Source organism: Listeria grandensis FSL F6-0971, assembly GCF_000525835.1.
Lineage (GTDB): Bacteria > Bacillota > Bacilli > Lactobacillales > Listeriaceae > Listeria_A > Listeria_A grandensis.
The window spans coordinates 1-432 of record NZ_AODD01000061.1 but is presented as its reverse complement, the minus strand read 5'-3'; the positions used below and the strand labels follow the sequence as shown (position 1 = coordinate 432).

General features: G+C 54.4%; 1 rRNA gene. It reads right to left on the bottom strand.

Features of this window, described 5'->3' with window-relative positions:
- Positions 1 to 432 (bottom strand): 23S ribosomal RNA (locus tag PGRAN_RS15360); the annotation flags it as partial.

Here is a 432-nt window from a genome sequence, read left to right as displayed (position 1 = left end):
TCGCAGTCAAGCTCCCTTGTGCCTTTACACTCTGCGAATGATTTCCATCCATTCTGAGGGAACCTTTGGGCGCCTCCGTTACTCTTTAGGAGGCGACCGCCCCAGTCAAACTGCCCACCTGACACTGTCTCCCCACGCGCTAAGCGTGGCGGGTTAGAATGGTCATACAGCCAGGGTAGTATCCCACCATTGCCTCCTCGTAAGCTGGCGCTCACGTCTCTTCGGCTCCTACCTATCCTGTACAAGCGGTACAAACATTCCATATCAGGTTGCAGTAAAGCTCCACGGGGTCTTTCCGTCCTGTCGCGGGTAACCTGCATCTTCACAGGTACTATAATTTCACCGAGTCTCTCGTTGAGACAGTGCCCAGATCGTTGCGCCTTTCGTGCGGGTCGGAACTTACCCGACAAGGAATTTCGCTACCTTAGGACC